Source organism: Enterobacter cloacae complex sp. P47BA, assembly GCF_014930485.1.
GTDB lineage: Bacteria > Pseudomonadota > Gammaproteobacteria > Enterobacterales > Enterobacteriaceae > Enterobacter > Enterobacter bugandensis.
Genome location: NZ_JADBRF010000018.1, coordinates 66,679 through 88,264, shown reverse-complemented (window position 1 = coordinate 88,264; position 21,586 = coordinate 66,679). Strand labels below are relative to the sequence as shown.

The following is a 21,586-nucleotide window of genomic DNA, read 5'->3' as shown; positions in this document are numbered from 1 at the left end:
AGTTACGCCCAGCGTTTAATGATAATCGAGGTATTGATGCCGCCAAACGCGAAGTTATTGCTCTGCAGATACTCGCAGTCAATCTGACGGGCTTCTCCCATAATATAATCTAAAGCCCCGCATTGCTCATCCGGCTGCGTTAAATTGAGCGTCGGGGCAAACCAGCCTTCGCGCATCATCTGCAGGCTCATCCACGCTTCCAGGGCGCCGCAGGCCCCCAGCGTGTGGCCAAAATAGCTCTTCAGCGAGGAAACCGGCACGCTGTCACCGTAGATGGCGGCCGTGGCCTGGCTTTCGGCGATATCGCCGCGGTCGGTGGCGGTACCGTGCGCGGAGATATACCCCATATCCCGGGCGCTTAACCCCGCCATCGCCAGCGACTGCTCCATGCATATCTGCATGGTGTCACGCTGCGGCTGGGTGATATGGGCCGCGTCACAGTTGGTGGCAAAGCCCACGATCTCACCGTAGATGGTGGCCCCGCGCGCTCTGGCGTGCTCCAGCTCCTCCAGAATCAGGGTGCCTGCGCCTTCCCCAATCACCAGACCATCGCGCTGCGTATCGAACGGCGAGGGGGTGGTTTTGGGTTCGTCGTTGCGCTGGCTGGTGGCAAACAGCGTGTCAAACACCGCCGCTTCAGACGGACAAAGCTCTTCCGCGCCCCCCGCGACCATCACGGTCTGATACCCGTGGCGAATTGCCTCCCAGGCGTAGCCAATCGCCTGGCTGCCGGAGGTACAGGCGCTCGACGTTGGGATCACGCGGCCACGTAGTCCAAAGAACAGGCCGGTATTCACCGCGGTGGTGTGCGGCATCATCTGGACGTAGGTTGTCCCGGTGATGTTATTGGTGTGCTTTTCGGTAAGCATGGTCGCGAATTCGCTGACCGGGCCGGTGCTGCCTGTCGAAGAACCGTAGGCGATGCCGGTTTGCCCGTTGGTGAGCACCGCTTCGCCAATCAGCCCCGCCTGCTCCAGCGCCAGCTCTGTGGCGCGGGTAGACATCAGCGACACGCGGCCCATGGCGCGAATACGCTTGCGGGTATAGTGTTCCGGCAGCGCAAAATCGTCGATCGGCGCGCCCAGCAGGGTGTGCAGGCCATCATAAACCTGCCATTCCGGCATTTTACGCACGGCGTTTTCATACGCCAGCAGCCGGCTGGAAACGGACTGCCAGTTCTCGCCAAAGGCGGTGACGCCGCCCATGCCCGTAATCACCACGCGACGCGTCATAGCATTCCTCCGTTAATCGAAATGACCTGGCGGGTGACGTAGCCCGCGATATCCGACATCAGATAGCTTGCCAGCCCGGCGACCTCCTCAGCCTGGCCCATACGTTTCATTGGGATGATGGACATCGCTTCCTTCAGCGCGGCCTCCTCCATTTCAATCATGCCGGTATCAATCAGCCCTGGCGCAATGCAGTTCACGGTGATTTTTCGTTTTGCCAGTTCGATCGCCAGCGCTTTGGTGGCGCCGATAATGCCCGCTTTGGCCGCGCTGTAGTTCACCTGGCCGCGGTTGCCCATCACGCCGGAGACGGAGGATAAGGTAATAATGCGCCCGCCCTGACGGGTGCCGATCATGGGCATAATGCAGGGGTGTATGACGTTATAAAAACTGTCGAGATTGGTGTGGATCACGCTGTCCCAGTCGTCTTCACTCAGTGCCGGAAAGGCACCGTCGCGGGTAATTCCGGCGTTGCTGACCACGCCATACCAAGCGCCATGGGCATCAATTTCCTGCTCAAGCACTTCACGGCACTGCTCGCGGTTGCCTACGTCAAACGAGAGTAAACGGCCGCTGCCGCCCGCCTGCGTGATGGCGTCCAGCGTCTCCTGCGCGCCTGCGGCATCACGATGGTAATGCACGCCGACGGTAAACCCGTCAGCGGCAAGCTGGCGGGCGATGGCGCGACCAATGCCTTTGCTGGCCCCTGTGACCAGTACGGAACGACTCATGCTTGGGATCCCTGATTAAAAAGCGATGTTAATTCTTCTGCAGTCGGCTGGAAGGTATTGACCCGGCCCGTGGCCAGCGTCTCTTCACCTGCGCAAATCGTGCATTCAAAACTGCCGAAGCGTTCGTCCTGCATCAGCAGCTTAACGGTAATGTCCAGCGTTAAGCCTTTGGCGAAACGCCCGCTGGCGCAGACCAGCTCGCGCGCGCCGAGCACCATGCCCAGCGCGATATGTTCCTGCCCCTGCTGCTGACGATGCCAGCCCGACCAGACGCCAACGGTCTGCGCCATTAGCTCGAGCGCGTACCAGCCCGGCAGGTCGCCATCGGCATTGAGAAACGGCGCCAGCACGCTTTGCCTGTCAACCGCCACGCGGCAGACCGCCATGTCATCCGTCACATTTTCAACGGACCCCAGCAGCATCATGGGCGCATCGTGCGGCAAATAGGCTTCGGGTGATAGATAGCTCATGACGCTCTCCCCAGCAGAATGCTGGCGTTATTGCCGCCAAACGCGAACGAGTTAGACAAAATCACCGGCTTTTTCAGGGCGGTGCTCTGGTGCAGCAGGCCGCACGGCGCCAGCGTCTCGTCCGGAGCGTAGCGGGAAAAATCCTGCGGCGGCAAGGGCAGATCGCGCGTCAGGATAAGCCAGCTCAAAGCCGCTTCGGTAATGCCGGCAGCGCCCAGCGTGTGGCCGGTAAGGTGTTTGGTTGAACTGCACGGCACGCTTTCTCCGAAGAGATCGTGAACCACCTGTGATTCAATCTGATCGTTGAGCGGCGTGGCCGTGCCGTGCAGGTTGATGTAGCCGATGTCGTCCGGCTGCATGCCCGCTTCGCTGAGCGCCTGAGTGATAGCCCTTATCGCCCCGTCGCCCTGCGGATGCGGGGCGGAGATATGGTACGCATCGCTGGATTCGCCCGTGCCGAGCAGCGCCACGTCCGCGGGTTCCCGGCTTAATACCATCAGCGCCGCCGCTTCACCGATGGTGATCCCCCGGCGGTCCCGGCCAAACGGCTCGCAGAGCGTGGGGGAGAAGGATTCAAGACTGTTAAAGCCGTTCACGGGCATCCGGCTCAGGGTGTCTGCTCCGCCGACAATGGCGATATCTACCAGCCCGGCTTCGATCAGGCGTTTGCCGCCGATCATCGCCCGCGCGCTGGAGGAGCAGGCGGTGGAGATCGTATAAGCCGGGCCTTCAAGCTGCAGCCAGTTGGCGAGAAAGCGGGACGGATCGCCCAGCTCCTGCTGCGGATACTGCCAGCGCGTGCTGGTCTCGCCGTCGGTCATGAGACGCACGTGCTCATCGCCTTCATCCAGCCCGGAGGTGCTGGTTCCCAGCACCACGGCCACGCGGTCGCGACCAACGCGGGCGATGGCCTCGTCAACGGCGGGCTGAATCTGCGCCAGCGCGGCCAGCAGCAGCTGGTTGTTGCGGGTGCGGTGTGCAGAGAAGGTATCCGGGATGAGCGGCAGTTCGCCTTCCACCCCGCCCAGTACTGCTTCGGGCATTCCCTGCAGCCAGCCGGTCCGGGCGTGCATGCCCGGCGCCACGCCCGCAGCCAGGTTGGCGGCAATTTCATCAGGTGAGTTGCCCAGCGCGTTGACCATGCCAACAGCGGATATATAAATCATCTCAGTCACCCAGATATTGAATGGTGATGTGGTATTTGAATACGTGTTGCTCGATGCTGATCGGCTCGCGCTTGCCTTTGCGCTGGAGGTAGACAATCTCCGTCACCAGCTTGCCGCTGGCGTTACGCAGCTCGCGCCGATCGCCATTGTCCGTTAACGTCCAGCCCTTCGGCAACTGCGGCTGCCAGGCGCTAATCGGCCAGTGGCTGAGCATCACGTCGGCCAGCACCTGGCTGGCGGGCGGCAGCTGCGGCACGACGATCGACTGCTCGGTATGAATACCGCTCTCGTCGTACGTTGCCAGGAACAGGCGAATGCCCACGGAAGAGAGGCCGGCCAGCGTGACCTTATGCGCATCCGCGTTGAGCATCACCAGCAGGGACTGCGTTTGCCCGTTAAAGCTGCCGGTCAGCAGCTGCTGGGAGCTTACCGCCGGGCTGATGCCGGGCGGCGGCAGAGTGACTTTGGTGCCAGGCTGAAGCCAGGCCTGAGGCCGCGTCTCTTTGGTATCGGTCGAATGGCTGCAGCCTGCCAGCAGCAGCGCCGCGGCCAGCGCGACAGCGCGATAAACAGCGTTCATTTACGTTTTCTCTCTTTCTTATCCGGCATCGCCAGCGGTGCCAGCAGGAAGGCGGTGAAAATACCGCTCACCAGCACAATACCAAAGCTGCTGATAGCCTGGGTGGCGCTGAAGACGAGCATGCCCAGCGTCAGCAGGGTGGTCATCATGGCCAGGGTAATCGCCAGCATCGAAGTCAGCGGCGTACCGCGTGGGTTGCTGAAGAACAGCGTGTAGTTAATGCCAATGCCGAGCACCAGTACCAGCGCCAGCAGTGAAAACAGATTTACCGGGTGGCCCGTTGCGGCCAGCGCGGCCAGCCCGCAGCTCAGCGACAGTGCGGACGGCACCAGGCTTATCAGCCCTTTGCGCCAGCCGAGGCGCAGTATCGCCCCGCAGGCAATCACCGCCAGCGCCGCAAACAGTAGCCCCGTCAGCAGCGTGCGGTAGAGGGCAAACAGGCTGTCAAAGCTGGCCTTGCGGTCCACCCAGACGACGCCGTCATGGCGCGCGGCCAGCTCACCGAGCGCCGCGCTGTTTTTTGCGCCGTCCACCGGCACGAGCACGCCGCTTTCCCCATCGGGCAGGGTCAGCCAGAGCAGGCGCCAGCCCTCGCTGGCCGGACTTTCAAGCCACGCGTCCACGCTGACCGGCATGGCGTCCAGATTGGGGGAAACGGCGTTGAGCCCTGCGCTTTTCAGCACGTTCGTCACCGCAGGCGCGGCGTTCCGCAGTAGCGCAAGGTCGCTTTTCTGGCGGGCCAGCGAGTTCAGCGGCAGGGTGCGCCAGCGGGTGAGATCCCCCGCCTTTTGCGCCTCGGCCAGCGCGGGAGTAAAGGCTTCCAGCCGCTCCAGCGTTTGCTGGGGAGAAGCGCCGTGCACCACAAACCATTTCTGATCGACGCTTTGGCCGGTCAGGGCGGTAATGGTTTTCTCCTGCGCCAGAATATCTTTCGGCAGCGCCTGCAGCTGGGCGATGTCGTCGTCCACCTTCAGGGTGCTCATTCCCACGGCGGAGAGCAGCGCCAGCGCGACGGGCAGACCAACGGACAGTTTTTTACTGCGTCGCCAGGCGGCCAGCCAGCGCAACATCAGGACCATAAAGGGAACCGGGCGCACCGGCAAACCCCGGCACAGCCACGGATGCCAGAAAATCACCGTCAGGCAGGAGGCGCTCAGCCCCGTCGCGGCAAATACCGCCATCTGGCGGATCCCGGGGAAGGGGGCCAGCATCATAATCAGGTAGGCAGCGACGGTCGTCAGCAGCGCCAGCAGCAGCGCATTGCGCACTTTGGCCAGGCTTTGCCAGGGAGAGAGCTCAGCGCCGTGCACCATCCGTTCGGTCAGGTAGTAAAGCGTATAGTCGGCCGAAATACCGATGATGCTCATGCTCATCACCAGCGTCATCAGGTGCAGTTCGCCAAAGAGCAGCAGCGTCACCGCCGTGCCCGCCAGCGCGCCGATGGCAATGGAGAGCACGCTCAGCAGCAGCGGGCGCAGAGAGCGGAACACCGCCACGATCAGCAGGAACACCCCAAGCAGGGTGGCGATGCCCAGCGTTGAGACGTCGCGTTTAGCCTGCTGGCTGGCATAATCGCTGTAGAACACCGTCCCGCGCGAAAGCAGCTGCGCCTGCGGGTAACGCGCTTTCAGCGTCTGTTGCAGCGCATTAAGCGTCGTCACGAGCCGGTGGGTCTGCTGCATATCAAATGACGAGCCCGCCAGTTCGCCGTGCAGCAGATACCAGTAGTTTCCCGCTTCATCTTGCGTGACCAGCCAGCCGTCCATCAGCCGCAGCTTCTGGCCGTTTTGCGCCAGGGCGAGCTGCGAGCCGCGCATCAGCATCAGCGGATCGTTTTGCAGCTCTTTACCGCTGACGCCGGAGAAGGCGGAGTAGAGCTGGGATAAAATCCACTGCGCCTGCGCTTCTCCGCCGTTTTGCAGGCGGGCACGGGTGGCCGGATCAATCAGCCCGTTGCGGTGCTGCCAGAAGAATTCTCCCCAGGCCTTTTGCCCGGCGGCGTCCATCGGGCCTTTGACCTCGCGGAGCGCGTCGCTGCTGTGCAGCAGTTCAAGCCACTGCTGCGCCACGCGCGGATCGGGTTCTTTGCCGGGGCTGACCAGCCAGACCAGCTGGCGGTCGAGACGCTGCATAAACCCGTCGTTGAGCGCCGGAGGGATCGCCCCCAGCGTCTGCTTCGGCAGCATGGCCAGCACGCTGCTGTTCAGCCGCGCGCCGGGCAGCAGCGACAGCAGCACGCCCAGCATAACCAGACATACCGTGGCCCACAGCAGCGCCGGGCGCAGGGATTTACGGTGCGGCAAAGCGTTGGCGTTCGTCATCGGTCAGGCTGGCGGGCGTCAGTTGGTGGTTTGTAAGGGCGATATCGGTACGGTCGCCCTGCCTGTCGTTCAGGCGAATCGTCTCAAGATAGGTCGCGCCGCCCAGATCGAGGGTGGCGAAAATCTTGTCCAGCGGCGTCGTTTTTGGGGTAAGCACCAGCGACCAGCGGCCTGAGCCCAGGTCTTTAAAATCGATGCGGAAGTTCTCTTCCAGCACCTTGCGGTCGGCCTGGAACAGGGCTCGCAGCAGGTGGTTGAACTGAAACATCTGCGGATTATTGTCGGCGGTGATGGTCTGCGGCGGCTGGCCGTTGATCGCCTGAACCATCCGCTTGTCGTCCAGCAGCAGCGTCATTGGAAACGGCGCTTTTTGATCCCACAGCAGGCCGCTGTCGCGGGCGATCAGCATCTCGCCCTGCGAGCGCAGCGGCTGCGGCATATCTTTTATCGTGCGGACCTGTTCGAAGTGCGCGCGCACCACGGGCTGCTCGGTGAAACGCTGCTGCAGTTCATCCAGCGTCACGGCGCTGACCAGCGGGCTGACGATCAGCGCCAGCAAAGGCAACCATTTCATGGCGTGACTCCCATACGTTCAAACAGTACTGCCGGACTGACAAAGCACATTTCGCGGGTGGCTTCTTCCACCGCCACCTGGATGGTGTAGCCGGTGGTGGTGCGTTTGCCGCTCTGCGCATCGAAAATTTGATAGGCAATGCGCAGGCGGTTTTCATACTCTTCAATCTGCGCGCGAACGCGAATGCGCTGCTCAAAGGTCACCGCATCGCGGTATTTCACCCGCGTGTCGACAACGGGCCAGACGTAGCCGGAGGCTTTCATCTGGCGATAGCCATAGTCAAACTGATTGAGCAGCGCCTCGCGGGCGATCTCAAAGTAGCGGAAATAGTTGCCGTGCCAGACCACGCCCATCATATCGACGTCGTGGAACGGAACGGTGATCTCAACTTCAGTCGTAAAGCGGGGATCGGTCAGCACCCTTTACTCCTTCTCTCTGGACTCTGGCAGATGCCAGAAATCGAAAAAATTAAACCAGTCGAGCGGCGACATCAGGGCGTAATGCTCCAGCCGCTGCGCGTAGCGATCGACGGTAGCCTGCAGCGCCTGCTGGCGTTCCCCGCGCGGCAGGATCAGCGGGTCGGCAAACGGCTCGCTGTGCAGGACGAGCTTCCCCTGCTGGCGCAGGGCGAAAATCAACACCACCGGACAGCGCAGAATGGAGGCCAGGATAAACGGCCCCTGAGGGAACGGTGCGGGCTGGCCCATGAACGGGCTCCAGATCACCCGCCACTCGCCGCCACGCTGCGGGTTGACGGCGATGCGATCGCCCACGATCGCGACCCATTCTCCGCGATCAAGCTTCTCTTTGATGGCAATGGCGGTGTCCGGGCCGATGTCGGTGACCGACATCAAATTCACGCCGGCCTGGGGCGCCATTTCGCTCATAATTTGCTTAAAACGCCGGGCGTTCTCGCTGAAGACCAGGGCGTTGATGGTTTTGCTGCCGTCCAGCTGGGCCAGCGCCCGGCAGGCTTCTACGTCGCCAAGATGCGAGGCCAGCAGCAGCTTGCCCTGCGGCGCCGCGATATTAAGCGTTTCGCTCGCGCCGGCAGCAAAGACCACGTCGCGCTTAAACTTCAGCTCGCCGCGCCAGCTGGCGACTTTGTCCAGCATCGCGTTGCCGAAGCGCATGAAATGGAAAAAGCTGTTGAGCTGTTCTGGAACAGGCATGTTCCGCTGCATCAGCACCTGCTTCACGCGTGCAATCCACTGCCGCGAAGCCTGCCGCGCCGGACGCGCGATCAGCCAGTAGACGCCGATAACCGGCCACAGCAGCACGGTAAACGCCCGCCGCCCCAGCAGCTGCCAGACGCGCAGCATCAGGCGCATGCCCCACAGGCCTTTAACCTCGTCCTGCTGCGCCCAGTGCTGGCCGCGTCGACGGAAGAGCAGGCCGGGAATGCGCGGAAGCATGCCGAAGAACAGCCGGGTATGCATCAGGGAGATCCGCACGTTATCTTTCAACGCGTCGAAGTGGGACAACCCGTCCTGCGGATAGGTCACGCGGGTGGGCAGAAAGACGCTGGTGTTGCCCTGCCAGTAGAGACGGACCATCACTTCGGTGTCAAAGTCCATCCGTTTACCGAGCGTTTCACGCGCGGCGAGCCGCAGCGTGGGCGAGACCGGGTAGACCCGAAAGCCGCACATGCTGTCTTTAAGCTGCAGGGATAAGGTCTCAATCCATACCCAGACGTGGGTGACCCAGCGCCCGTAGAGCCGCGAGCGCGGGATGGAATCATCGTAAATGGGCTGGCCGGAAATCAGCGCGTCCGGGTGGCGCTCCGCCAGCGCAAGCATTTTGGGAATATCTTCGATGGCATGCTGGCCGTCCGCGTCCACCTGCAGGGCGTGGGTATAGCCCGCACGCGCGCACTCCTCCAGCCCCCTGATGACCGCGGCACCTTTGCCGGCGTTTTGCGCCAGACGGACCAGCGTCATCTGCGGCTGCTCCGCCGCCAGCCGCTCAAGCTCCTGGCGGGTGGCGGCTTCGCTGCCGTCATCCACCACCAGGCACGGCAGGCCAAACGGCGAGAGGCGCGACAGCACGCTGGCCATCGTGGCGCCGTGGTTGTAGCACGGGATCAGCACGCAGGGGCGGAAGGTTACTGACATAGACGAATTTTCCCGCTGCTGGCGGTATGGCGTTCAGCTCCGTCATGACGCAGGTAGCTGAAGGTCAGCAGTTTGCGCCCGGCATGCCACTCAAGCACCAGCGTCACCGTGGTTTCCGGCAGCAGAGGCGCCTGGAACTTCACGTTTTGAATGCTGTGAAAGCGGTAGCCCGGTGCCAGTAAGGTCGTTGCGTAGTGCATCACCCAGTCAAGCTGCGCAACGCCGGGCAGCAGCGGCTGTACGGCAAAATGGCCCTGAAACCAGAACAGAGAGGCGTCGAGATGCAACACGATCTCCAGCTTCTCCGGCTGTGCCTGATGGCGCTCGATTTCATGAATTTTCATGAAATAACTCCTCTAACTGCGCATAGACACGCTTGTTCATACTGTTTACCGGCATCTCATCGACAATGCGCCAGTAGCGTGGAACGGCGACCGGCTCAAGCCACGGCAGCAGGGCGCGTCGCCAGGCGAACTCCTGCGCTTTTTTATCCTGCAGATGCCAGCGCTGACGAACCGCCTCATCCAGCACCAGCAGGACGCCAATCCCCTGACGGCCCCCGCGCGTAACCGGCAGCGCAGCCGCCTCGCAAACGCCGTCGAGCTCCAGCAGGCGACGCTCAATCTCGTTAAGCGAGATGCGCTTTTCTTCAATTTTGACCACCCGCCCGCGACGACCGGCGATGCTAAACAGTCCCTCACTGTCGAAGTGGAGGATATCGTCCAGCTGGAGTCCTTCAGCCTCATGGATAAGCGGCGAAGTGACGCGGCAGGCGTCATCTTCCTGATGGAAGTTTACGCCGGGGAAGGGTCGCCACGGCAGGTTATCTTCCACGCGATGGCGCCAGGCGAGGATCCCGGTTTCGGTGCTGCCATAAATTTCGTCCGGCCAGATGTTAAGCCAGCCAACCGTGGTGGAGACGTCACGCCAGGGCAGCATTCCGCCCGCGGAAATCAGCATCCTGACGGGCGGCGCGGCCAGTTCGGTATCCAGGCGCTTCAGGAACGCCGGGCTGCTGATGAACAGGTAATGCCGGTCATGAGGAAGGGCGGCCAGCTGCTCAGCGTAGTAGAGCATCGCGGCATGCAGCGGCAGGCCCATCGCCATCGGCAGTACGATGCGAAATGTCAGGCCATAGAGATGTTGCGGGACGACGGAGGCCACAACGCTACAGCCAGCCAGACGTTCGCCGAAGCGGTCAGCCAGCAGGCGGGCTTCGCGATCCAGGCTGACGATGTGCTTAACCACCCGGCGCGGCGTTCCCGTGGAGCCGGAGGTGAACAGCTCGACGAAGCGGTTTTCGTTAATCTCCGGCAGGGGTACCCAGCGGGCGATCGTCTGGTGGCGGGAGGCTACCACAATCAGCTGCCCGTCAATATCGAGGGACCGATCGCTCAGGACGCCGCTAAACAGCGGCTGCTGCTCCTCAAGCAGCGAAACGCGGCTATGGCCGGGAATGACCGGCGTTTTACCGGCATGCAGCGAGGCCAGCAGCGCAACGATAAACAGGTAGCTGTTTTCAAAGCACAGCGCCCAGCGCTCGCCTTCCTGCTGACGCAGGGTGTCGACCAGTAACGTCACGTCGTGGCGCAGCTGGCCCAGCGTCCAGGTACGATCGTCGAGCCAGGCGACGGGCGTGTCGTCAGGGCGGGGCGCGTTTAACCACTGGCCCAGCGGAAGGGGGTTATTCATTGTGCATCTCTTTTTTTATCACCCGCTGGCGCACCAGCCACTCTGCCGCCATCAGCGTCCCCATCAGGATGTAAGCCACCATACCGTTCCACAGCGTCCACAGGTGCATGTCGCCGTGCAGGACGGTATACAGCGCCATCGCCCCGTTGCCGATGAAAAATCCGCACCAGACGAGGGTCACCCTGCGGGTATAGCGCACGCCCTCCGGCGGCAAATTGGGCTCTCGCAGGCGCGCCAGGCGTTCGACCAGCGGCATCGCTGTCCAGAGCGAACCGCCGAAGACGGCCAGCATTACAAGATTAACGACCACAGGGTAAAACAGCAGCCACTGGTGGGTTTTCAGCAGATAGCTTGCCGCGCAGAGCGCAATCCCCGCCAGCGCCACGCACTGCACCACATACCGCATCGGGCCGGTGTTACGCCGCGCCTGACGCAGCCGCAGCAGCAACAGCAGCGCCATCACCGGCAGCAGCCACGGCAGGCTGTTATGCGTCAGCCCAAATCCAATCAGGAAGGGCCACGCCAGCAGCATCAGCCCCGTCAGGAGTGGGATGACCGGGAACGTCCGTCCACCACGCACGGTGTCTTACTCTTCGCGCAGCAGCTGTTCGACGGCGTCTACCACATCCTGAACGGTACGAACCGATTTGAAGGTTTCCGGCTTGATTTTCTTACCGGTTTTCTTCTGCAGATGGACAATCATGTCCACCGCGTCAATGCTGTCCAGCTCCAGGTCTTCGTAAAGACGGGCTTCGGGCGTAATGTCCTGCGGGTCGATTTCAAAGAGTTTGGTCAGAAGGCCGCAGACTTCCTGATAAATGGTTTCTTGTTCGGTCATAGTTCACATCTCAGGCGCGTTGGGCGTGGATAAAGGACGCCAGGGTGGCGACGGAAAAGAAGTGCTGGCGCATCTCTTCGCTTTCGGCAGAAAGCACCACGCCATACTGGTTTTTCACCGCCAGACCCAGCTCCAGCGCGTCGATAGAGTCGAGACCCAGCCCGTCGCCAAACAGCGCGGCATCGGTATCAATATCCTCTGCGGTAAGCTCGTCCAGATTCAGCGTGGTGATAATGAGATTCTTAATTTCAAGATAAAGCGCTTGCATCATTAATTCCTGACAAAGATTGAAGGCCTGATGTTAATCGATGCTGCAGGTGCCGGTTTAACTGCCTTGCCGCCAGTGCCGGTTCTTGTTGCCTTGCATCGTAAAATTCGTCGATGTTCACGCGATCGCGCACATCGACGGTAAAGACAGGTTTTGCGGGCGGTACATCATACCAGCGGCATTTTTTATCCAGCAGGTGCTCGCTGCAGTGGATGAGTACGATCCGCAGATCGCTGCGGCAGCGCACGGCGATATTTGCCGCGCCGCGCTGGAGGGACATTGCCTCACCTGGGCGGGTACGCGTCCCTTCCGGGAAGATTAACAGCGTGTCGCCCTGGGCCAGACGCTGCTGGCTGGCGGCGAGCAGGGGCTCGGCCTCGCTGTTAATCAGATAATCTGCCGCGCGGATAACGCCGCTGACAAACGGATTGCGCAGCAGCGCGCTTTTCACCAGACAGTCGGTTTCGGGCATTACCGACGCCAGAATCACGTAGTCAATTAACGTAGGGTGGTTAGCCACCACCAGGCAGCCCCGATCGCCGCGCAGGGCATCAAGATTGTGGATGCGATAGTCCAGCACCCCGGTGCCGCGGGCAACGGTTAAGAAGAAGCGGAAGCTGGCCGCGATGCTGCGGCGCGCCAGGCGACGGCGTTTGGCGCGATCGCGCTGGGCAATCAGCAGCAGGTTGAACCAGACCAGCGACAGCAGCAGCCCGCCCGCGCCAAACAGCACGAAGCAGAATCCGGTCATGACCAGACGCCATAGCCAGTTGATCCGGGCGGTCAGGCGGTTCATTGGCGCGCCCACTGCCACAGCAAACGTTCGCCGGGCACCACAAACTGTTGTTCCTCACGGAGATAGCGTTGCAGGAACATCAGGCTTTGCGGCAGGGCGGCTTCCTCACCCGTGCTGCCGCTGCGGGTTTCGCACTGCCATTCGCTGCCGGCTTCAATCACCAGCGCCACCGCGTACGGCCAGGTAGGCATCTGCGGCGGTAACGCCGGATGGTAAAATTCCGGCAGCGCGCCGTCAAAATCCACCAGCAGGACGCGGGAGTAGCCCGCATGCAGCAGGCTCAGCACTTCACACAGGGCCTGCTGGAAGGTGTCCAGCCCGGCGGAAATGGATGACGAGACAACAGGCTGGCGAGCGGCGATCGTGAGATTGCCCACCGCGGAATTGTGCACGGACATGGCGAAGTCGGTAGGCGAAACGGCCTGCCCGGTCGCCAGCGTATGCAGAATACGGTAATTGCGCTCCAGCTCGCCGTGGCGGCTGGAATAGACGACGGCGTCTATGGCGTGGCTTTGCAGCATGGCAAGACCAATATCCACCGCCAGCTTACTGCCTGAGTTAAGGCGGCGCGCGGTCATCATGGGTAACGCGGTCAGGCGGGGTAGAGGAGCCGTCGGGTCGATGGTCGACTGCAGGCGCGACCACGCCTGCCACTCTGCGGCATCGCTTAGTCCTGGCGCTCTTGCCTGCCAGTCAATAATGTTCAGTGAAAATTTCATCTACGCGCGTCCGCGGAATACCGTATTCAAAGGGCAGCCAGGCTGCGCTATTGTTCACGTTTGGTGCAAATTAACAGGGTATGACCTACCCCAAGGTTATCCAGCCGCTGTGCTATGCTGAAGCCCGCCCTTTCCAGGTAGTGATAAAACTTCTCTACGCTGTAAAACCGGCTATTGCCATTCGCCATACAGGTGAAATAGAGCGAGGTGGCATTCAGGCTGAAAGCCGCCGCTTCATATTTCTGGGCATCCCAGAAAAGCTCCATGATGCACAACCGTGCGCCAGGCTTCATGACCTCTGCGACGCGCGTCAGCATGGCGACAATCTGATCCGGAGAGAAACAGTCGAGGAACTGGCTCATCCACCAGACGTCGGCATCTCCCGGCAATGCCGACGGACTAAGCATATCGACAGCATGGAATCCAATACGATGAGAAAAACCTGCTTTTTCGATGTTTTCCTGCGCTAGCGCTATCTGCTGCGGGAGATCGAGGATCGTCACGGCAACATTGTCGTCATAGCGGCAGCAGCGTAACGACCATTTACCTGTATTTCCGCCCACATCGTACAATTTTGTCGGCGAGCTTGCGAATATATATGGCAACGCAGCGTCAAAAGCGGCGTCGGAATAGTAATGATCGAAGGCAAACCAGCTCTCTTTTGCCGGGGCAGGAAGCTGGGATAAAGCCGGATAGATGGTTGGCCAGTCGCCAAACACGGATAATCCAGCCGGTTTTTCTTTCTGCAGGGCATCGGCCAGATGAAATAACCCCTGGTAACAGACGTCCTGCGTGAAATCCATATTAACGCGGGTCATGGTATCGTGGAGTAAGAAATGGCCCACTTTCGCCAGGAAATAACGACCTTCTTTATAAGTAATTATCCGCCCGCTTAATCCCATGTCTAACAATACGCTGACGGCATAACTGCTCAGGGTACTGTTTTCGGTTATTTCGTCGAGGCTTGCCCCCTTATTACCCTGTTTATCGAGCCAGGCGAGAACGCCCGAGTTACGCAGACAAAGCGCGGTCTGAAATAACATCGGCGCAAAAGCGATGCGTTGCGCTTCGGTAATGGCATCCAGCGCGCTGAGCGTGTCCTTTTCGTACATTGTTGCGTAACCTTTCAGGGTAAGAAATGAGGTTATCGGGCCATGTCCGGCCCGACTTTAGAAAAATATTACAGCGCGGCACCCGCAGAAAGGTTCAGCTGAATATCGTGGTCGAGGTTGTTCACCCAGCGGTTATAATTTTTGTGAATTTTACCGTCTGCCGCTTTCAGGTTCAGGCTGCTTTCGTAATTAATTGAATAACTTGTCGCAGAGTAGGGAATACGCACCTGGACCGAGTGATCGCGTGCCTGCAGACGGCCCTTAATCACGCCCGGGCCCGCTTCCGTCATGATCCAGTCACGCTTCTGGCCTGCTTTCAAAATGGCTGTTTTCACCTGATCGGCAGTATGACCCGCGCTCACGACAGAGTGAACCTGAGCAATAGGGGCGGTACGCGCACAGCCAGCCAGTGCGCCAACGAATACGGCGGCAGCGCACCATTTAACGAGCTTTTTCATCAACAACTCCATATCAATAATAACAATTAAAGGTAGTGTTTTTTACAAATAAGCATCACCAGGCTTACGGATTAAGTCAGGTGTGTTTTTAATCAATATTAATGTTTACATTACGTCGTCGCTAAGGCGGGGTATAATATCACGCAAAATAATTAATCATTCCGTTTTTTTTAATTTGCTTTAAGGGAGTGTTGCATTTAAGCGAAATCTGGGTGAGTTGATAAAAAACGGAAGGAATAAGCCTTAACGCAAATAAAAATACCGCGACGGTGAGCGTCGCGGTATTTGACGGTATAAACCCGTTTACACAGACAGATACGTTACCCCGGCAACCGGCTTTTCGGCCGCCCCGGCCCAAGCAGGATCGCCAGCTTGCTGCCCCCTTTGGTGGTTTCCATCCAGATTTTACATACGCTGGTCAGCGGGACCGACAGCAGCATGCCGACAGGGCCCAGCAGCCATCCCCAAATCAGCAAGGATAAAAACACCACCAGCGTCGACATGCCCAGCCGGTGCCCCATCATGCGCGGTTCAAGAATGTTGCCCAGCACCATATGCACGACGAGGAACAGCGCTCCGACCAGCATACATTCGTAGAAACCGTTAAACAGAAACGCCTGAATCATCGGCGGCACGGCGGAAAGCACCGCGCCAATATTCGGCACGTAGTTCAGCAGAAACGCCAGCACCCCCCACATCAGCGCGAACTGAACATCCATCAGCATCAGCCCCAGCCAGACAATAATCCCGGTCCAGACGCTCAGCAGCGTTTTCAGCGCCAGATATTTGGAGACGCCCTTTAAGGCGCGGTGTAGGCCGGCAATGTGTATTTGCGGGTTATTTAAAGCAAAGCGCAGCTTATACGGAACATGGCGCACTTCGAACAGCATAAATACCACCGTCATGACCAGCAGCAGTATGCTGGCCATCGCGCCGGAAAGACCGGTCATCAGCGTGGTAGCGTAAGTCATGACCTTCTCGGAATCCATTCTGCGCAGCATCCGTTCTGGCGAAATATGCAGGTTAAGAAAGGGCATCATCTCCTGCAGCGCGACGATTTTACGCGTCAGCTCTTTATTGTACTGCGGCAACATGGTGGAGAATTCGCTCAGAGATGCCGCCAGTACGCCGAAGAGCGCCGTCAGGCCAATCAGCATCACGATAACCACGATGGTGATGGCCACCGGGCGGCTCACGCCCCGGCGTAAAAACCAGGTCACCAGCGGATTGAGGACAATGGCAAAAAAGAGCGCCAGCAGGAGCTGGACGATAATGTCAGCGGCAGCATGTATACCCGCAAGGATAACCACCAGACAGGCGAGTTTTAATAAGATGTGGAGTCCTGCTTTATCGGGCTGGGGAGCTAACATGCGTGTTCCTTAATAAGATGACCCGATAAGTGTAGTGCCTTAGGGCCGCTTCGTCTGGCACCGATAATCTGAAAGTCGGGGCTGATTTTCTTATTGCTCCGTGGTAATAGTGAAACACTGTTGCAAAAAAAATCAGGTAGAACCCCATGCCCGAACCTGCCGCCGAACCGGCGCTGAGCGGATTGCGCCTCAATCTGCGCATTGTTTCCGTCGTTATCTTCAACTTTGCCAGCTATTTAACGATCGGCCTGCCGCTGGCGGTTCTGCCGGGCTACGTCCATGACGTGATGGGTTTTAGCGCGTTCTGGGCGGGGCTGGTCATCAGCCTGCAGTATTTCGCCACGCTCCTTAGCCGCCCGCACGCCGGGCGCTATGCCGACCTGTTCGGTCCCAAAAGCATCGTGGTAGTGGGATTGTGCGGCTGTTTCCTCAGTGGTCTGAGCTACCTGCTGGCTGCCGCTACCAGCCACTGGCCGCTGGTCAGCCTGGCGCTGCTTTGCCTGGGCCGCGTCATTCTCGGGATTGGGCAAAGCCTGGCAGGAACCGGCTCGACGCTATGGGGTGTGGGGGTTGTCGGTGCACCACACATTGGCCGGGTTATCTCGTGGAACGGGATCGTCACCTACGGGGCGATGGCGCTCGGCGCGCCGCTTGGCGTGGCCTGTTACGCCTTTGGCGGTCTGTATGGACTGTCGCTGACCATTATAGCGGTCGCGCTTGTGGCGATACTGTTTGCGCTGCCGCGCCCGAAGGTGAAGGCCAGCAAGGGCAAACCGCTGCCGTTTCGGGCCGTGCTGGGGCGCGTCTGGCCGTACGGCATGGCGCTGGCCCTGGCGACCACCGGCTTCGGCGTCATTGCGACCTTCATTACCCTGTTTTATGACGCCAAAGGCTGGGAGGGCGCGGCCTTTGCGTTAACCCTCTTCAGCGGTGCGTTTGTTGGCGCACGCCTGCTTTTCCCGAACGGTATCAACCGTCTGGGCGGGCTGAACGTAGCGATGATCTGCTTTACGGTAGAGATTGTCGGGCTGCTATTAACCGGCATCGCCAGCGCGCCCTGGATGGCGAAAATTGGCGTCTTCCTGGCGGGAGCCGGTTTCTCGCTGGTCTTCCCGGCACTGGGCGTGGTGGCGGTTAAAGCGGTGCCGCAGCAGAACCAGGGGGCGGCGCTGGCGACCTATACGGTATTTATGGATATGTCTTTAGGCATAACCGGGCCGCTGGCGGGGCTGGTGATGGCCTGGGCGGGGGTACCGGTGATCTATCTTGCCGCGGCGGGTCTGGTGATAATTGCCCTGCTGCTGACGTGGCGGCTAAAAAAATGGCCCCCGGTGCAGGCACCGGAGGCCACGTCATCGTCGTGAAGGGTTACTGGATCACGATGGTGTTAATGATGTTTTCAGCAGCCGTCTGCGCTTTCTGCTGATCTTCCGCTGGCAGGGTGATCTGCAGGGTCAGCAGTTTGTTATCAACCTTGCCCAGCACCACAGAAGACCAGGCGGTCTGGCCTTTTGCGGAGATGATGCTGTCCAGCTGCTGCAGCTTATGGCCTTTCAGCTCGATGGATTTATTGGTCACGACCTGCAGCTGCGGGTCGCGGCCGCGCTGCTGGTCTTCAAGACGTTTGGACAGGACGGCCAGGTCTTCGCTGGTGTCGTCGCCCACAATCACAATGACCGCTTTCTGGCCGGTTGCGTCGGAGTAAACGTGCATGTTATTCGCCTGGGTGCCCAGCTTGCCGCTCTGGTCAGTCATATCGGCTGGCAGAGAGAAACTGAGTTTGCCATCCATCAGATTCACCGGCTGACCGGTCGCGTTGCTTTCTGCGGATGCGCCCTGAGCAGGCGTTTTCGTGTCGCTGTTATCACAGGCTGCAAGACCCACAACCAGCAGGCCAATCCCGACATATTTAACCAGATTGCGCATTGACTTCTTCCTTTCGATAAACGGCCATAGCGGCTCATTCACCCATCTTATCACAACTGATAAAGCGAACCCTTAACCAGCCTGCAATGCCGTGATTTCAGATTTATCTGCCAGCCTTTTCAGCAGCATATTCAGCAGCACGCCGTACATCGGCAGGAAGAAAACAATGCTGATGAGCACCTTGAAGCAGTAGTCCACCAGCGCGATCTCCATCCAGTGCTCGGCCATAAAGGCATCCGGGCTGCGCCAGAAGGCGATGAAGAAGAAGGCCAGCGTATCGCTTACGTTGCCGAAAAGCGTGGACGCGGTCGGTGCCATCCACCAGCGGTGATTCTGACGCAGGCGGTTAAACACGTGCACGTCGAGGATCTGCCCCAGCGCGTAGGCCATAAAGCTTGCCGCGGCGATACGGGCGACAAACAGGTTGAAGTGTGTCAGCGCCTCAAAGCCCTGCCAGCTTCCCATGTAAAACAGGGAGGAGATCACGTACGAGATGAACAGCGCCGGAAGCATGACCGCAAAGATAATGCGGCGTGCCAGCGGTGCGCCGAAGATACGCACGGTCAGATCGGTGGCGAGGAAAATAAACGGAAAGCTGAACGCGCCCCAGGTGGTATGAAAACCAAAAATGGAGATCGGGAGCTGCACCAGGTAGTTGCTGGAGGTGATCACCAGCAAATGGAAAAGCGAAAGCCAGAACAACGCTTTTACGCGCTGTGATTCAGAGAACTGCGTCATATTGTGACCTTTTTATACGTTGGGGTGAGGGAACCCAATAAAAACCGCAGCATGATACTGCTTTGGCTGGACATTGCAATGGTTAGTTTTTGCGCAATCGTTAACCTGGTTTGCATTGCCCGCGCCGGGGCGTAAACTACTGCCGTTTTTATCTGACCGAGAAGATCATGACCGACCTGTTTTCCAGCCCAGACCACACCCTTGATGCCCAGGGCCTTCGCTGCCCGGAGCCGGTAATGATGGTACGTAAGACCGTGCGTAACATGCAGACCGGTGAAACGCTGCTGATTATTGCCGACGATCCGGCCACCACGCGCGATATTCCCGGTTTTTGTACCTTTATGGAGCATGAACTGGTGGCACAGCAGACGGAAACGCTGCCGTACCGGTATTTGATTCGTAAGGGGTAGGTGGGCTGTCCTCTGCGGCCTGATGCCCTCACCCCGGCCCTCTCCCACAGGGAGAGGGAGAAAGTCATCCTTTCATCCACGCCCGGATGCCGTCCAGGAACATCTGCGTCGCCATCATTACCAGAATCAGCCCCATCAGACGCTCCAGCGCGTTCACCCCTTTCTCACCCAGCAGGCGCAGGAACAGCGACGACTGCAGCAGAATAATAAATGTTCCGCCCCAGGCAATTAGCAGGGCAAACACCAGATGGCTCATCTGATTGGGATACTGATGCGACAGCAGCATCAGCGTCGCCAGAATGGTTGGCCCCGCGACGAGGGGAATCGCCAGCGGCACGATAAACGGCTCTTCGCCCGCGGGCAGGCCGCTGCTGCTGCCTTCGGCGCTCGGGAAGATCATCTTAATGGCAATCAGGAACAGAATAATCCCGCCGGAAATGGAGACCGTTTCGGCGCGCAGGTTCAGGAACGCGAGGATTTTTTCACCGGCAAACAGGAAGATAAACATCACCAGCAGGGCAATAAGCAGCTCGCGGATCATGATCGCCCGGCGGCGCTTCGGCTCGGTGTGCTTCAGCACCGACATGAAGATGGGCAGGTTGCCCAGTGGATCCATTATCAGGATCAATAAAACCGCTGCTGAAATGATTTCACTCATGTAAATTATCCCTGAAACTCTCTATGGTTATTATGATAATTAGCTGTATTTCTGATTGCCGGGCAATCATCGATTAATTTCGCTTGCGACTTTGGCAGCATTTTGTAATGTGAAGCATATCCCAGTTCAATACTGGCTTGCACAATCAGCACACACCCTCAGCAGGAAAAAAATGCTATGAAAAACGTTGGTTTCATCGGCTGGCGCGGTATGGTCGGCTCTGTACTCATGCAACGCATGGTTGAAGAGCGCGATTTCGACGCTATCCGCCCGGTCTTCTTCTCCACTTCTCAGCTCGGCCAGGCTGCTCCGTCCTTTGGTGGTACCACAGGCACGTTGCAGGACGCTTACGATCTGGAAGCGCTGAAGGCACTCGACATTATTGTGACCTGCCAGGGCGGCGATTATACCAACGAAATCTATCCAAAGCTGCGTGAAAGCGGCTGGCAGGGCTACTGGATTGACGCGGCCTCTTCACTGCGCATGAAAGACGATGCCATCATTATTCTCGACCCGGTTAACCAGGACGTCATCACCGACGGCCTGAACAACGGCGTGAAAACCTTTGTTGGCGGTAACTGCACCGTCAGCCTGATGCTGATGTCACTCGGCGGCCTGTTCGCGCAGGACCTGGTGGAGTGGGTCTCCGTGGCGACCTACCAGGCCGCGTCCGGCGGCGGCGCGCGGCACATGCGCGAGCTGCTGACCCAGATGGGCCAGCTGCACCAAAGCGTCGCGACCGAGCTGGCAAACCCGGCGTCCGCCATCCTCGACATCGAGCGCAAAGTCACTCAGCTGACCCGCAGCGGCGAGCTGCCGGTGGATAACTTTGGCGTACCGCTAGCCGGTGGTCTGATCCCGTGGATCGACAAACAGCTGGATAACGGCCAGACCCGCGAAGAGTGGAAGGGCCAGGCGGAGACCAACAAAATTCTCGCCACCGCGAATACCATTCCGGTTGACGGTCTGTGCGTGCGTATCGGCGCGCTGCGCTGCCACAGCCAGGCCTTCACCATTAAACTGAAAAAAGATGTGTCTATTCCGACCGTGGAAGAGCTGCTGGCCGCGCACAACCCGTGGGCGAAAGTGGTACCAAACGATCGCGATATCACCATGCGTGAACTGACCCCGGCTGCCGTTACCGGCACGCTGACCACGCCGGTTGGCCGCCTGCGCAAGCTGAACATGGGGCCGGAGTATCTCTCCGCGTTCACCGTCGGCGACCAGCTCCTGTGGGGGGCCGCCGAGCCGCTGCGCCGCATGCTGCGCCAGCTGGCGTAATAATTTGTTAAACACGGGGGGTGATTGTCACCCCCTTTTTTTGCGTACTACATGGAGTAAAACGCAGATGTCTTATTTTTTATCAGGAGGAACCACGACGTTGGCTATGCTTTAAGGAAGATTTATTTCTCACCT

Annotated in this window: 25 protein-coding genes; 3 read left to right on the top strand and 22 right to left on the bottom strand. The window is 59.4% G+C overall.

The window, feature by feature from the left end; translation table 11 throughout:
- Positions 1 to 2: 2 nt before the first annotated feature.
- From IM299_RS17860 to IM299_RS17770, 19 genes are all read right to left on the bottom strand, one after another.
- A complete protein-coding gene (locus tag IM299_RS17860; protein ID WP_028014713.1) occupies positions 3 to 1,232 on the bottom strand; it encodes a beta-ketoacyl-ACP synthase in 1,230 nt (409 codons plus the stop codon).
- Positions 1,229 to 1,960 carry a 3-ketoacyl-ACP reductase FabG2 gene (locus tag IM299_RS17855; RefSeq protein ID WP_028014712.1) on the bottom strand — a complete coding sequence of 244 codons (732 nt, stop codon included), beginning with the start codon at positions 1,958 to 1,960 and terminating at the stop codon, positions 1,229 to 1,231. The genes IM299_RS17860 and IM299_RS17855 overlap by 4 nt, the downstream gene beginning before the upstream one ends.
- Complete coding sequence (locus IM299_RS17850) at positions 1,957 to 2,430, bottom strand: 3-hydroxy-fatty acyl-ACP dehydratase (protein WP_028014711.1); 474 nt, start codon at positions 2,428 to 2,430, stop codon at positions 1,957 to 1,959. The genes IM299_RS17855 and IM299_RS17850 overlap by 4 nt, the downstream gene beginning before the upstream one ends.
- Entirely contained in the window at positions 2,427 to 3,596 is a 1,170-nt protein-coding gene (locus IM299_RS17845) for a beta-ketoacyl-[acyl-carrier-protein] synthase family protein (protein WP_041911882.1), read from the bottom strand. The genes IM299_RS17850 and IM299_RS17845 overlap by 4 nt, the downstream gene beginning before the upstream one ends.
- Position 3,597: 1 nt before the next feature.
- Positions 3,598 to 4,176 (bottom strand): DUF3261 domain-containing protein, encoded by a 579-nt coding sequence (locus tag IM299_RS17840; RefSeq protein ID WP_028014709.1) that lies wholly within the window; start codon positions 4,174 to 4,176, stop codon positions 3,598 to 3,600.
- Positions 4,173 to 6,497: an MMPL family transporter gene (locus tag IM299_RS17835; RefSeq protein ID WP_193357891.1), complete on the bottom strand. Its 2,325-nt coding sequence runs from the start codon at positions 6,495 to 6,497 to the stop codon at positions 4,173 to 4,175. Before IM299_RS17835 ends, IM299_RS17840 begins: the two co-directional genes overlap by 4 nt.
- On the bottom strand, positions 6,466 to 7,071 hold the full coding sequence (locus IM299_RS17830; RefSeq protein ID WP_193357890.1) for an outer membrane lipoprotein carrier protein LolA: 606 nt from the start codon (positions 7,069 to 7,071) through the stop codon (positions 6,466 to 6,468). The genes IM299_RS17835 and IM299_RS17830 overlap by 32 nt, the downstream gene beginning before the upstream one ends.
- Entirely contained in the window at positions 7,068 to 7,490 is a 423-nt protein-coding gene (locus IM299_RS17825) for a thioesterase family protein (RefSeq protein ID WP_045259382.1), read from the bottom strand. Before IM299_RS17825 ends, IM299_RS17830 begins: the two co-directional genes overlap by 4 nt.
- Positions 7,491 to 7,493: 3 nt before the next feature.
- Positions 7,494 to 9,185: a glycosyltransferase gene (locus IM299_RS17820; RefSeq protein ID WP_193357889.1), complete on the bottom strand. Its 1,692-nt coding sequence runs from the start codon at positions 9,183 to 9,185 to the stop codon at positions 7,494 to 7,496.
- Positions 9,176 to 9,529 carry a hydroxymyristoyl-ACP dehydratase gene (locus tag IM299_RS17815; protein WP_028014704.1) on the bottom strand — a complete coding sequence of 118 codons (354 nt, stop codon included), beginning with the start codon at positions 9,527 to 9,529 and terminating at the stop codon, positions 9,176 to 9,178. Before IM299_RS17815 ends, IM299_RS17820 begins: the two co-directional genes overlap by 10 nt.
- Entirely contained in the window at positions 9,516 to 10,877 is a 1,362-nt protein-coding gene (locus IM299_RS17810; protein ID WP_193357888.1) for an acyl-CoA synthetase, read from the bottom strand. Before IM299_RS17810 ends, IM299_RS17815 begins: the two co-directional genes overlap by 14 nt.
- The gene (locus tag IM299_RS17805) at positions 10,870 to 11,457 is read right to left on the bottom strand and encodes a hypothetical protein (RefSeq protein WP_045259379.1); all 588 of its coding nucleotides are present in this window, start codon (positions 11,455 to 11,457) and stop codon (positions 10,870 to 10,872) included. The genes IM299_RS17810 and IM299_RS17805 overlap by 8 nt, the downstream gene beginning before the upstream one ends.
- A gap of 6 nt (positions 11,458 to 11,463) precedes the next feature.
- Entirely contained in the window at positions 11,464 to 11,715 is a 252-nt protein-coding gene (locus tag IM299_RS17800; protein WP_024908875.1) for an acyl carrier protein, read from the bottom strand.
- 10 nt (positions 11,716 to 11,725) lie between these two features.
- On the bottom strand, positions 11,726 to 11,983 hold the full coding sequence (locus tag IM299_RS17795) for a phosphopantetheine-binding protein (protein ID WP_028014701.1): 258 nt from the start codon (positions 11,981 to 11,983) through the stop codon (positions 11,726 to 11,728).
- Positions 11,964 to 12,779, bottom strand: a complete 816-nt coding sequence (locus IM299_RS17790) for a 1-acyl-sn-glycerol-3-phosphate acyltransferase (RefSeq protein WP_041911890.1) — start codon at positions 12,777 to 12,779, stop codon at positions 11,964 to 11,966. Before IM299_RS17790 ends, IM299_RS17795 begins: the two co-directional genes overlap by 20 nt.
- Positions 12,776 to 13,498, bottom strand: a complete 723-nt coding sequence (locus IM299_RS17785) for a beta-ketoacyl synthase chain length factor (RefSeq protein WP_045631447.1) — start codon at positions 13,496 to 13,498, stop codon at positions 12,776 to 12,778. Before IM299_RS17785 ends, IM299_RS17790 begins: the two co-directional genes overlap by 4 nt.
- 47 nt (positions 13,499 to 13,545) lie before the next feature.
- Positions 13,546 to 14,610: a class I SAM-dependent methyltransferase gene (locus tag IM299_RS17780; protein WP_041911892.1), complete on the bottom strand. Its 1,065-nt coding sequence runs from the start codon at positions 14,608 to 14,610 to the stop codon at positions 13,546 to 13,548.
- 68 nt (positions 14,611 to 14,678) lie between these two features.
- Positions 14,679 to 15,068 (bottom strand): hypothetical protein, encoded by a 390-nt coding sequence (locus tag IM299_RS17775; RefSeq protein ID WP_048957384.1) that lies wholly within the window; start codon positions 15,066 to 15,068, stop codon positions 14,679 to 14,681.
- Positions 15,069 to 15,388: 320 nt separating this feature from the next.
- Positions 15,389 to 16,438 carry an AI-2E family transporter gene (locus IM299_RS17770; protein ID WP_041911893.1) on the bottom strand — a complete coding sequence of 350 codons (1,050 nt, stop codon included), beginning with the start codon at positions 16,436 to 16,438 and terminating at the stop codon, positions 15,389 to 15,391.
- 146 nt (positions 16,439 to 16,584) lie between these two features.
- Between IM299_RS17770 and IM299_RS17765 the strand changes: the two genes are divergently transcribed.
- Positions 16,585 to 17,802, top strand: a complete 1,218-nt coding sequence (locus tag IM299_RS17765) for an MFS transporter (RefSeq protein WP_041911894.1) — start codon at positions 16,585 to 16,587, stop codon at positions 17,800 to 17,802.
- A 4-nt stretch (positions 17,803 to 17,806) separates the two neighbouring features.
- Here IM299_RS17765 and IM299_RS17760 read toward each other — a convergent pair whose 3' ends face one another.
- Positions 17,807 to 18,364: a DcrB family lipoprotein gene (locus IM299_RS17760; protein WP_028014694.1), complete on the bottom strand. Its 558-nt coding sequence runs from the start codon at positions 18,362 to 18,364 to the stop codon at positions 17,807 to 17,809.
- A gap of 72 nt (positions 18,365 to 18,436) precedes the next feature.
- Positions 18,437 to 19,102 (bottom strand): 7-cyano-7-deazaguanine/7-aminomethyl-7-deazaguanine transporter, encoded by a 666-nt coding sequence (locus IM299_RS17755; RefSeq protein ID WP_028014693.1) that lies wholly within the window; start codon positions 19,100 to 19,102, stop codon positions 18,437 to 18,439.
- A 167-nt stretch (positions 19,103 to 19,269) separates the two neighbouring features.
- Here IM299_RS17755 and tusA point away from each other — a divergent pair, with 167 nt between their 5' ends.
- Entirely contained in the window at positions 19,270 to 19,512 is a 243-nt protein-coding gene (tusA, locus tag IM299_RS17750; RefSeq protein WP_032653764.1) for a sulfurtransferase TusA, read from the top strand.
- 64 nt (positions 19,513 to 19,576) lie between these two features.
- Here the strand turns inward: tusA and IM299_RS17745 are convergent, their stop codons facing one another.
- A complete protein-coding gene (locus tag IM299_RS17745; protein ID WP_193357887.1) occupies positions 19,577 to 20,170 on the bottom strand; it encodes a YhgN family NAAT transporter in 594 nt (197 codons plus the stop codon).
- A 177-nt stretch (positions 20,171 to 20,347) separates the two neighbouring features.
- On the opposite strand from IM299_RS17745, the gene asd reads away from it, so the two are divergent.
- Positions 20,348 to 21,451 (top strand): aspartate-semialdehyde dehydrogenase, encoded by a 1,104-nt coding sequence (gene asd / locus IM299_RS17740; RefSeq protein ID WP_022649649.1) that lies wholly within the window; start codon positions 20,348 to 20,350, stop codon positions 21,449 to 21,451.
- The last annotated feature ends 135 nt before the right edge of the window (positions 21,452 to 21,586 follow it).